Consider the following 10,497-nt stretch of genomic DNA (forward strand, 5'->3'; position numbering starts at 1 on the left):
GCTGCGACAACTATCAGGTCAAGCATGGGATCAACCTCCTTCTCAGGGCACCCGGCGGGTGCCCTGAGAAGGACTCTTCACCTGTCCGTTGGGCCCCGATCCAGTACTGGCTGGGCACCTCCAGCCCCCGGACACCGGTCGCGCAGGGTCGGCCGCCAGCTCGATAGCTCTGTACAGTCCTGGATAGTTCTGGACACTGAATGAGGAGTGAAGCGATGGGGCGGCCGGGAATTCTGAAAAAGCCTCAGATCGACGTGGGACCGCTGAGGAATCTCATCTACGGCCTTCACGACCTGCACATGACGGTGGGACGCCCCAGCCTTTCCAAAATCTCCCAGAGCTCGGGGACACCGGAAGACCCCGGCTATCTGAGCACCAGCACGATGAGCTACGTGCTGTCGGAGCCCCGACTGCCGGACTCCGAGACGATGCAGCGGCTGATCGCCCTGCTCGTAGAGCTCGCACCCACCGGCCGCAGGATGGACCTGGACGAGACCACCAGGCGTTTCCTCGACCTGTGGGAGAAGGCCGCGAGGGCGGAGGCCGATCCGCCGCCCAGTCCACGGGTCCAGGCGCTCAGGAAGACGGGCAACGCCTACCTGCGCCTCGCTGACGAGTACCAGAGGGCTGAAATCTTGGAGCAGACCGTGTTCTCGAAGAACACCGTCGCCAACCAGTGGGACTACATCGCCAGGCTGGTCGGCGAACTCCTCGGCGAGGACCACCCCGATGCGGTCGAGGCCCGCGAGCGCGCCGAGGACCGCTAGCGGCCTGGGTTCGTGTCGGCGGGCTGGGTGCTGCACGACGGGGCGAGGAGATCGTCCGGCCCGTCGCAGTGGTCTGCGGTGCCGGCGGGTTCCGGTGGCCGCTGTGCGAGATCGAGGGCGGGGATGACGGCCGGTATCGCGACGGACGGCAGGAGGTGGCGCCACAGGCTAGCGATCCTCTCGATCGCCCCGTCCTGTGCTGCCGGTGCTGGTGCGTACCGGTGGAGCCCGGCGAGCATCGTGGTGATCAGCTCTGCGGTCTCGGCCGCGTCGACATGCGAGAGCAGCTCTCCGGCGTGCGCGGCGTCGGTGAGCAGCCCGGTGATCGTCAGGTGGAGCCGCTCGTGCCAAATGCCGCTCTCAAATTCTGGCTCGCCAGCAAGCCTCAGGGCTCCGCGGAGGATCGGGTCCGTACGCGGCGGGGCGGCGTAGCTGTTTACGAGTGCGATAAGCGCTTGGAGACGTACAGGACCGGCCAGGGCCATGATGGTGTCCGTGTTCTGGAGTCGGGAAAGGACTCCCATGGCCATCGCTTCTTTACTTGCGAAGTGGAAGTACAAAGCGCCCTTCGTCACGCGAGCCCGGACCATGATTTCGCTCACTGCGCTGCCGTGGTATCCCCGCTCGGCGAAGACCTCGCCTGCAGCCCGCAACACACGCTGCCGCGTTACCAGAGCTCTCTCCTGCTTGGCCACTGCCTGTTCCTGTCATGTGATTGGGAAGGGGGCGAAGTCCAAATCCGCTGGACCGTGAACAACCGTCGCCGCACTTGAGGGACAAGCCTTCCTACGCCGGGCGTGGTGACGGGGACTTAGGGGGAGCGTATCGGCCGAGTCTGACAGCCGACCGACGCGGCGAATTCATCGCAGATGCCGCAGGGAGATTCAACGCCTCCGCCGCAGTATGTCGAGCGGCGACTGACCCTGTGCACGGCCTTCCTGGACGCCGTGGACGCGTGCGAGGCGCCGATGGTAGCCAAGGAGCAGAAGACGGCGTCGACCGCCGTGAACGCAGCGCTTCGGTAAAGGGCGGCCGTGGAGCCTTCCGTTGGAGGACCGGGCTCTGCTGGTCGCGGACTACTGGCGCACGAACCTGACGATGCGGCAGCTCGCCCCGCTGTTCGGGGAGTCCAAGTCGGCGGCGGACCGGATCATCGACGCCGATGATCGCCCTCCAGCCCCGCAGGCTGTTTACCAAGGGACGCCGTGCTCATCGTGGACGGCACCCCTGGTGCCCACCCGTGACCACACCATTGCCGAGCGATCGAAGAACTACGGGCACTCCACCAACCACCAGGTCGTCATCGACGCCGACACCCGCCTGGTCGTCGTGGTCGGCCGGCCGCTCGCCGGGAACCGCAACGACTGCAATGCATGGGAGGAGTCCGGCGCCAAGGCAGCTGTCCGCAAGACCCTCACGATCGCGGACGGCGGCTACCCGGGAACCGGACTCCTCATCCCACACCGCCGCGAGCGCGGCCAGGCCGAACTCCCGGACTGGAAAGAGGAACACAACAGTCCCACTAACAGTTCCGAGCCCGCGTCGAACTGCGACCAACCATGCCCGAGACGACCCGGAGATCATTTACGGGACACCCCTTAGCCGAAGCGCCAGGCACGGAAGGACGCGCCCGTTGTGCCTGCGGACGACGTCACTGTGCTGGCGGAACGGTATAGATCGGGTATCGCGCCGTCTGCTGCACCCGCCCTCGTCCTGATGTGAACCGGCCGCGCGTAGGTGCGCTCAGCGTTGGAGCGCAGCCTCAAGCAGACAACGCACATTCAAGTTCGGTATCAGCTTGACCAAAGCGATAGGGGCACTCCGCCGCATTGACACCGTCGTCCAGGCCGTCCACACGTTGTTGACCTGCAACTGTTCAGGGTGAAAGAGGTTCAGTGCGAGGTCTTTCGTGATAGGCGATCGAGAAGAGGTTCGTAGTCGACATCAGGGAACTCGATTTGCAGGAAGTCAAGCAATTTTTGTATGTGGGTTGCAATGTAAGTATTGCCCGGTTCTGTCAGGGATATGTCCGAGAAGAGGTACTGCCAATAGTGTCCACCTTTGGTGATTCGGACATTTTCAAGATAGGAGCAGTAGCTGATATGTAGCTTGAACGGCCCCCGGGTGTTGTCGTAGAACCAAAGTTCCGGTGCCACGCCGAATGGCATCATTCGGAGAAATCCTAGGGTCCCGGACCCGCTTTGGAGGTGGGTGTCGAAAATCCGAAATTGCGAAAAAAGGTCCTGCTGCTCGGGGCTCCATTCGCTGCGGTTGTGCCATGAGGGTGGACCGATTCGTATACTCTCGGAAAGGTGAAGGAGGTTGAATTCACCGCCTACCCCCGATTCTGGATCGGATGCCTGCCAGTGAACTCCGACATCTCGGAATCGCATAAAGCAGTGCTGCATCTCCTCGGGGAGGACGGCGTAGCCTTGAGATGCAAGCTTCTCGAAAACCTTTTGAGCGTCCCCGGCTCGCTTGAGGATGTCGCCTTGATTACTGACAAGTACTGTCACTGCTGGGGATGCAATGAGATCTTCTGTTACCTGGACGAACCTCAGCTCGATAGTGCTCAGCTCTGTCACGGTTGACCCTCTCGAATAGATTTCGAACTGTTCAGGGAATCGCCTGCCGTCCGGCTGCCGTGATGAAATGCGTGGCAGCCGGACGGTGAGGCGGCGTGCAGTCCGGCCTCGCGGCACCGCGGCTGCCGACAGGAGGGACAGTCCAATCTTTCCCTATTCGCTGTCCAGGACCGCCAGGGCGATTTCTGCCGTCTCGCGAACTTCTGAATCCTTTTCCCGCTCCAGAAGGTCTCTGACCGGTGCTGAAAATTCCTTCCACCTGATGCGGCAGATCGCGATGAGTGTCACCTCACGGACATCTTTGTCGGAATCTTCGAGGCTCTTCCCCAGCAGGGCATGGATGTCCTCGGTGAATTTTTCGGGTGCGCACGAAGTCAAGCTCGCAATAGACGTAATCTTCGACAGGGGGTTGGTGGCCTCCACTGCTTGGTCGAACTCCTCCTGCCAGACCAGGGCTTCGAAACACTTCGACAATTTTTCGTGGGTGCGATTTACGGCTACCTGATCCTGCGATTCAAGAATCAAATACTGGAGCCCGAGAAGTTCATCCGAGATGCGGCAGACGCTGACGTGCATGGGCGTTGTCCAGAAGTACCCTTCAGGGGTTCCCGGTGTAGCCTCGTGCCAGCCCTCGGAAGTCCAATTGTGCAGTCGGGCGAACTCTTCCAGTTCATCCAGTGTTGCGATCCTGCGAAAACCGAGTCTACGGTGCGCCATTTTTTTGCCTTCCAGGTGAAGGATGAAATTGCAGTCGGTGACAGTGAGGCTGAACAGCCTAGGGCCGGCGAGCTCCTCGCCCGGCAGGGCGCGCGTCTCACCCGCTGTTCTGCGGAAATCTTCTGCGCGCTGGGCCGCGTTCTTTCTTCTTGCGAAGCAGGGTGAGGAGTTTCTTAGCCGTAAAATTCGTCGCCGGTCTCGGTGCGTACGGTGCGTACGGTGCGTACGGTGCGTACGGTGCGTACGGTGCGCGCGGGCAGGACGCAGGCGACCGTGCCGCCGGCGCTCCGCAGGTGGTCGGCGAGGTGCTGGATGTCGGGGACGATGCTGCGTGTCGATCATGACCAGCGCCGTGCGTGCGGGATCGAGGCTCGTGCAGGCGAACTGGCGTCCGCGCCGTTCCGTCTGATGCTGAGAGTCCCGGTCGTCGATGTGCCATGCGTGGATACCCGTTCCGGCGTCCGGCACAGCACGACTCCTGTCGTTCGTGGTCCAGGTACGTGCGGCGAACCCTGTGGGCAGGGGGCGATGAGGACACAACAAGTGGCGAAGGCCGGGGCGTCGGCGGGGTGCCCCGGCCGTCCGCCCTTCACCCCTCGTCTCGGACGAAGGTGCGCTCCGCCAATCGGTCACCCAGGTCCGACAGGTCGTCGCCGGGGAACTCCCGGGAGAGGAAGTCGAGCCCGTCGCGCAGATAGGGCAATGACACAGACATTCCGCAGTTTTCCTTGTCCGGCTCTGCGAAGAGGTACTGCCAGTGGTACAGGCCCCTGGTGCGCAACATGACTTTGAGGTAGTCGCCGTAGCTGATGTGGAGCCGGGTGGGGCCCTGCCGGATGTCGAAGTACCAGATCTCCGGGAAGTCCTCGCCGTGGGCGAGTCTCAGTGCGGTGTATGTTCCGGTCCCTCCCACAGGGTGGGTCTCGAAGATCCTGAACTCTTCGACGAGACGCCCTGTTTCGGAGGTTGCCGGATCGAACGCGGATGGCTGAGGTCCGCGCACTACGGCCTCGGCCATGTGGGATATGCGAAACTCCCCTGCGATCATGTCGTACGGTTCCAGGGCACGCCAGGCGAAGGAGAGATTGGAGTACCGATGAAAACTCTCTTCGAGTCCCGCAGTTGATGGAACATCCTGAACCATCCGCATGATCTCAAACGCATCGTCGGCGCACTTGAGGTATATGGCCAGCGGGCCCCGCTCGTACCTCTTCGTCTGAATAGATTTGCACGCCTGGACTTCTGCCACTGCATCGCGCAGTTCTTTTTCGTATGCCGTTTCCATGTCATCCTCCGGTTCGGTGATCGAGCGGAAGCTCAGTCGGGTAGATGCCGGTGTTGTGCTGCAGCATGCTCGGGCGGAGAATCTCTCGAAGGCTGGTGGAGCAGCTGTCATTGCCGCGGCGCTGCCCCGGACTTGCGGTGCCGAAGGTGGGCGGGCGCGTCGGCGGCGATCTCGGCCCCGGTGTGCCGGTTGTCGTGCGGCTGATACATGGCCGCAGGGTGGTGCAGGATCGCGCGCAGTTCCGTCGCATCGAACTCGGCCCGCAGGGGCAGGTGGTCGGACAGCCGACGCAGGTCGGGGTTGTCGCAGACCATGAAGCTGGTCAGGGCCGGAGCGAGTTCCGCACTGAGGTATCCGCGGTCGATGCAGTACCCGGTGCCGGCAGGGCGTCCGGGGTAGTCGCGGTAGCCGGACGTGGCGGCCAAGGCATTGGGCTGCCGCAGGTTCTCGGCTGCGTGGCGGGCCATCTCGGTGAACCCCGCGGCCAGAAGCTCGCGGTCGGGACCGATGTCGGTGCCGCGGCACCCGTTCTCCTCGAAGGTCCGATTCGCGGCGAAGGCGTCATCGGTGTACCTCTCCCACGCGATGTCCGTGCCGACGCGGTAGCTGTTCCAGTCGCCGAGCAGCATGGCCAGCCAGCCGGGCTTGGCAAGGGTGGTGCACCAGCGTGCCTCGACGATCCGCAGCTCGGGGGAAAAGTAGCAGGCGTGCACGCTGACGCAGCTGATCTGGCGGGGGCTGAGCGTGCCGTCGGAATCGCGGAGGCGGACGGCGATGTTCGCCGGCGCGTGCCACGGCGCCCACGCCTGCGGATACTTCTCCGTACACACCAGTGGCCCGCCCCGGCGGACGAAGATGGCGTTGTCGTTCGAGCTGCCGGGACGGGGCACGGCGATGTATCCGTCCATTCCGAGCAGCTCCGACAGCTGGTCGAGCTGGCCCGGCTGCACTTCTTGGTGGAAATAGATATCGGGGCACTGCGACCGGATCCAGGCAGCCCCTTCCTTCCAGTTGATGCCCTTCTCCAGATTCCAGTTCACTGCGGTGATCGTGCTCATGCTGCGGGCCTTTCGGGTGTGGTCGCGGACGAAACGGACACCTGGATGTCCATCGGAGGCCGTAGGTGGATTGGGGGGCGGGCGCCGGACTCGCGGTGGATCAACCTGCACGCGGGTGAGCGCGGCGGAGCGGGCGGAGGTCAGGACGCCACGAAGACACCGCAGGCCTGTGGACCTTGCTCGTACAACAGATCCGCTTCGCCGCGGACCAGGGACTAAACGCCGGCGCTCCCTGGCGCAGTACGAACACGGACGTGTCGCCCTGCGCTCCGGTCTGCCTCGAACCACGAGCAGTCCTTCACGACGCACAACTCCCATGCTGAACACCGGCATGAGCGCCGAAGTCCGAACCGATGACGAAAGGCGACCGAGGACCGGTCTGGTCCTCGACGAGGGCCCGGATGCCCGGGATGGGCTCCGCACGCCGCTGCATCAGGTACGCCTGACCGCCGTCCGCGGTGCGCACCCTGCGGACCGGGTTCCACGCCAGGGTTGTCCGCAGATGCTGGGCCAGGTGGTGCGATGCGACCTGCAGGCGCACCCAGTCGTGTCCCGTGCGGGCGGCGAAGTCCGTGATCCACGACGTGAGGATCCAGCTCAGCCGGTCCGCGGAGAGGGCCGGGTCCGTGACCATCCGGACGACGCCGACGGCGCGCTGGGCCGACTCGCGCTCCGTCCAGCCGGTGCGGGGCGTCTGGCCGATGACCGTGGCCACCGCGACGACCCGCTGGTCGCCGACCAGTACCACCGGCTCGGCGGCCGCCCGCTCCGCCGGGGTGAGCGGGACGTAGCGGATGGGGCCCAGGCCGCGCGCGGCGGCCCACCGGACGCGCGCCCGCCACAGGGATCCGACAGCGGGCTGGTCGGCCGGCAGCATTTCGCGTATTTCGTACACAGGGGTCCTCGTGTGCTTCGTTCTGGGGCAGGAACGGCGTGGCTGCGGGTGCGGCGCAGCCGGTGTGGTTGGGGTCCGGGTGTTCTCGGGTGCGTCCGGGCCGCAGGGTCTATCCGCAGGGATCCAGCCATCGGGCGGTCGGCCGGGTGATGAGCCGGGCGGCCTTGTATGCCTCGGCCGGCGGGACGATGGCGGTACTCCGGTAGGTCATGTCGCCGCGGGCTATCACCAGTACCGCGTCCGGTTTCCTGGGGTTCACCAGGGAGAGCGGGAGCAGGAGCTGTATCTCTGCTTTGTCGGGCTGCCAGGCGGGGACCGCGGTACCGGGGTGTCGTTTCGCGAGCTTGATTGCCCGGTCGACGGATGCTTCGAGCGCGAGTTCCAGGCCGAAGGGGATTTCCTTGAGGGCGGCGGGGAAGAGATCGGCTACCGCGACGGTGAAGTTCCGGGCGGTGAATTTCAGGGGGAGGTCCCAGTCGAAGAGGTACGGGTAAGGGTCCTCCGAGTACGTGACCGCTGGGGGGAGTTCGGGAAACGTGTCCAGTGGAGAGTCGCCTGCCACCCGCCAGCCTCTCAGATACCAGTCCTGGCGGCCGGAGTTGAGGTTCGGATGGAAGATCCCATGGATGTCCTCGTGCTGGGGCGTCATGAGCCCCGTGTTGAAGACGCACATGCTGCTGTCGGAGTTCGGCACGACTGACTGAGTGGTCAGGGCCCGCTCGAATGTCCAGGTCACGTAGTGCTTGAGGGTCGCGAGAGAACCGTGCTCGGCGGGTGAGGAACTGTCCCAGGGCTCATCCGCGGCCTTCTGCGCGAGATGGTCGAAGATGTCAGGGCTTCCGGTGCCCGCCTGCCGTTCTTCGGACGAGCGAAGGTGTCCGAGCCAAGCAAAGGCGGTCAGCTGGCCGCGCATGAAGGAGGGCCGGGCGTCACCGGCCACGTGGCTTCGTGTGCCGGGCGGCATGCCGGCGTTGGGGTCGGTGATCGCTGACATGTCGTGAACTCCATGGTGAAGGTGTGTTCCGGCAGCGGGCGCTGTCGGCCTCTGTGGCGGGATTAGGGCTGGTCGGCTCCGAGGCCGGCCGCCGAATGGCGAGGATCTGCTGTCGAGCGCCTGCGGGTTCCGTGTCGGTCGGGCGGGGCGCCGCCCCGGCCGACCGACACGGGCGGGCCGCCTGCCGCGGTGTCGAATCCCTCAGGAGCGAACAGGCGGAGCTTCTGTTGCCGAGCGCTGGGTGGGCTGTCGCGGCCGGGCGTGGTCCGTGCTGCCCGTGAGGGCCGCCGGGTACCGCAGCAGGCAGGCCGCACCGCTGCTGGAATCGATCGTGCGCACCAGGCGCCAGCCCAGAATGGTCAGATGGTCGGCGACCGGGCCGTCCGGAACGACGGCGCACACCCACTGCCGGCCGGTCCGGGCAGCCCGGTCGGCCGCCCAACGGGTCAGCATCATGCTGTAGGAGGCGCGATCCTGCCGGTCGGGGCTGGTGATCAGCCCCGTCAGTCCGATGCTCGGCACGGCTTGCTCGTCGTCCGTCCCCCCCGGTGTGCGGGCAGCGGCCGATGACGGTGACAGCGGCGACGATCTCGCCGTTCCGGGTCAGGACGTACTCCTTCGCGTCCGCCCGGTCGGCCTGGGCCGGCGGGATGGCGAGCCACGGAGTGGATCCGCGGTCCGCTGCCCATTCGCAGCGGCGCCGGACCAGCGCCAGCAACGCCGCGTCATCCCGCGGCACCGGCGGGCGTACCTCGTACTGCGGGGACTGACCGGTGTCAGGGTTCGTGTGGGGTGGCTGCAACGCCGTTTCCTCGATTCTCTGAAGACTGCCGGGCTCGGTGGGCCGGCAGGAGAGCCGCCGTCGTGCGCCGAGGCAGAAGGACGGCCGGGCTGTGTTCCGCGGGGAGGCGGAGGGCGCTACGGAGTTCGGCTGACGTCGCCCCGTGGCGGGGTGTCGCTTTCGGCGCGGCGTTGCGTGATGCGTCTCGCGAGCAGGAAGGCCGCAAGGCACGGCAGCGTGATCAGGAGGCGGTACCGGACGGACAGTGACAGGAACAGTCCGCCGAGCAGGTCGTAGCCCGCGTGCCCGATCATCATGGGAGTCACCAGGGCGTAGCGTCGGAAGAGCCAGAGGCGGCCCGCCGCGTAGAGGGCCATGGCCAGTGCCGGCGCCCCGAGGTAGGCGTGGAGGAGGACTTCGAGGGTGCAGATCGTGGTGTAGATCTGCCACGTCGGACGGTTCGCCGCGGTCAGCAGGGTGCTTCCCGCAGCGACGACGACGAGGTCTTCGAGGAGCGCGGCGCGCAGGACGGTGAGGACAAGATCGCCCGCACCTCCGATTCCGAGCGCGGACAGTTGGCTGCCGGCCATCACCGGCACGGTGCCGCCGGCGTCGAGGAGGCGGAGGATGTTCGCGGACACGCCCATGACGACGGCACCCGCCACGCACGCGACGACGGTACCGCCGACGACATGCCACGTCCGGTGCTGCCCGGGCGCCGCCTTGGTGCCGAGAGTGAGATCCAGGGCAACTCTTCGGGCGCGGGTTACCTCCAGGGCCAGCCAGGCGACCGCGACCGCGAACAGTGCCGGGCCGAGCTGGCCGGTCTCCAGGCTGGGGACGGCGGCAACGGTGGCGATCACACCGCATGCGGCTGCCGCACCGCATTGGAACCACCGCCGCACGGGCGGTAACTGACCGCCGCGGGCGCGGACGGCGACAGCCCAAAGCAGCCAGAGCGAGGTCAGGCACGCCGCGACCAGCTGTGCCATCAGGACATGGCGGTAGGCGCCCGGTGCCCGGTTGGCGCCGAGCAGGCTGAGGACGTCCAGGACACCTACTCCCACGGAACTGCAGCTGGCGAGCGCCAGCAGACCGATCGCGGAGGCCAGGGCACGGCGGTGTTCGGCGCGTTCGGCGACCTTGGTCCGGCGGTCCTGGGCGTCGGTGTCGCCGCCCTCAGGGGCGACGAGCGGGTCGTGGTGCGGCATCAGACGTGCACCCCGGCAGACTGTTTCGGGAAGGCCGCGACGGCCTCTGCCAGTGCGTGCCGGGCCCGCGTCGCCTTGTCGATGGCGAGGGCGGTGTCGATCAGCGGCGCATGGCTGAAGGCCTGCGGGAAGTTGCCCACCTGGCGCTGGAGCCGGGAGTCCCACTCCTCGGCCAGCAGGCCCAGGTCGTTGCGCAGGGACAGC

11 protein-coding genes and 1 pseudogene are annotated in these 10,497 nt (G+C 66.0%); 2 read left to right on the forward strand and 10 right to left on the reverse strand.

The annotated features are described in order from the left end of the window. Window positions 1–215: 215 nt before the first annotated feature. Complete coding sequence (locus ABT170_RS21950; RefSeq protein WP_351869920.1) at window positions 216–767, forward strand: hypothetical protein; 552 nt, start codon at window positions 216–218, stop codon at window positions 765–767. On the opposite strand, the gene ABT170_RS21955 is transcribed toward ABT170_RS21950, so the two are convergent. Continuing rightward, on the reverse strand, window positions 764–1,462 hold the full coding sequence (locus ABT170_RS21955) for a ScbR family autoregulator-binding transcription factor (protein WP_351869922.1): 699 nt from the start codon (window positions 1,460–1,462) through the stop codon (window positions 764–766). The two genes, ABT170_RS21950 and ABT170_RS21955, sit on opposite strands and share 4 nt — an antisense overlap. A gap of 328 nt (window positions 1,463–1,790) precedes the next feature. On the opposite strand from ABT170_RS21955, the pseudogene ABT170_RS21960 reads away from it, so the two are divergent. Then, window positions 1,791–2,314 (forward strand): annotated as a pseudogene (locus ABT170_RS21960) (transposase); the annotation flags it as partial. Window positions 2,315–2,659: 345 nt separating this feature from the next. On the opposite strand, the gene ABT170_RS21965 reads toward ABT170_RS21960, so the two are convergent. From ABT170_RS21965 to ABT170_RS22005, 9 genes are all read right to left on the reverse strand, one after another. Next, on the reverse strand, window positions 2,660–3,352 hold the full coding sequence (locus ABT170_RS21965) for a hypothetical protein (RefSeq protein WP_351869925.1): 693 nt from the start codon (window positions 3,350–3,352) through the stop codon (window positions 2,660–2,662). Window positions 3,353–3,505: 153 nt separating this feature from the next. Further along, complete coding sequence (locus ABT170_RS21970; RefSeq protein ID WP_351869928.1) at window positions 3,506–4,537, reverse strand: HEAT repeat domain-containing protein; 1,032 nt, start codon at window positions 4,535–4,537, stop codon at window positions 3,506–3,508. A 121-nt stretch (window positions 4,538–4,658) separates the two neighbouring features. Beyond that, entirely contained in the window at window positions 4,659–5,354 is a 696-nt protein-coding gene (locus ABT170_RS21975; protein ID WP_351869931.1) for a hypothetical protein, read from the reverse strand. Window positions 5,355–5,461: 107 nt separating this feature from the next. Further along, complete coding sequence (locus ABT170_RS21980) at window positions 5,462–6,412, reverse strand: endonuclease/exonuclease/phosphatase family protein (protein WP_351869934.1); 951 nt, start codon at window positions 6,410–6,412, stop codon at window positions 5,462–5,464. A 298-nt stretch (window positions 6,413–6,710) separates the two neighbouring features. Further along, on the reverse strand, window positions 6,711–7,307 hold the full coding sequence (locus ABT170_RS21985) for a hypothetical protein (protein WP_351869937.1): 597 nt from the start codon (window positions 7,305–7,307) through the stop codon (window positions 6,711–6,713). Between the two features lie 109 nt (window positions 7,308–7,416). Continuing rightward, window positions 7,417–8,301, reverse strand: coding sequence for a DUF3825 domain-containing protein (locus ABT170_RS21990; RefSeq protein WP_351869940.1), 885 nt, complete (start codon window positions 8,299–8,301; stop codon window positions 7,417–7,419). A 201-nt stretch (window positions 8,302–8,502) separates the two neighbouring features. Then, on the reverse strand, window positions 8,503–8,823 hold the full coding sequence (locus ABT170_RS21995) for a hypothetical protein (RefSeq protein WP_351869943.1): 321 nt from the start codon (window positions 8,821–8,823) through the stop codon (window positions 8,503–8,505). A gap of 396 nt (window positions 8,824–9,219) precedes the next feature. Next, entirely contained in the window at window positions 9,220–10,293 is a 1,074-nt protein-coding gene (locus tag ABT170_RS22000) for a hypothetical protein (protein ID WP_351869945.1), read from the reverse strand. Continuing rightward, on the reverse strand, window positions 10,293–10,497 hold a 205-nt coding region (locus ABT170_RS22005; RefSeq protein ID WP_351869948.1), incomplete at its 5' end, for a glycoside hydrolase family 15 protein. The genes ABT170_RS22000 and ABT170_RS22005, both read right to left, overlap by 1 nt.

It is taken from the genome of Streptomyces sp. NPDC001787, assembly GCF_040297465.1.
In the GTDB taxonomy this organism is placed as follows: Bacteria; Actinomycetota; Actinomycetes; order Streptomycetales; family Streptomycetaceae; genus Streptomyces.

Coding starts and splice junctions, on each gene's coding strand:
- ABT170_RS21950 (WP_351869920.1), top strand. CDS start 216: ATGGGGCGGCCGGGAATTCTGAAAAAGCCTCAGATCGACGTGGGACCG.
- ABT170_RS21975 (WP_351869931.1), bottom strand. CDS start 5,354: ATGGAAACGGCATACGAAAAAGAACTGCGCGATGCAGTGGCAGAAGTC.
- ABT170_RS21980 (WP_351869934.1), bottom strand. CDS start 6,412: ATGAGCACGATCACCGCAGTGAACTGGAATCTGGAGAAGGGCATCAAC.
- ABT170_RS21990 (WP_351869940.1), bottom strand. CDS start 8,301: ATGTCAGCGATCACCGACCCCAACGCCGGCATGCCGCCCGGCACACGA.
- ABT170_RS22000 (WP_351869945.1), bottom strand. CDS start 10,293: ATGCCGCACCACGACCCGCTCGTCGCCCCTGAGGGCGGCGACACCGAC.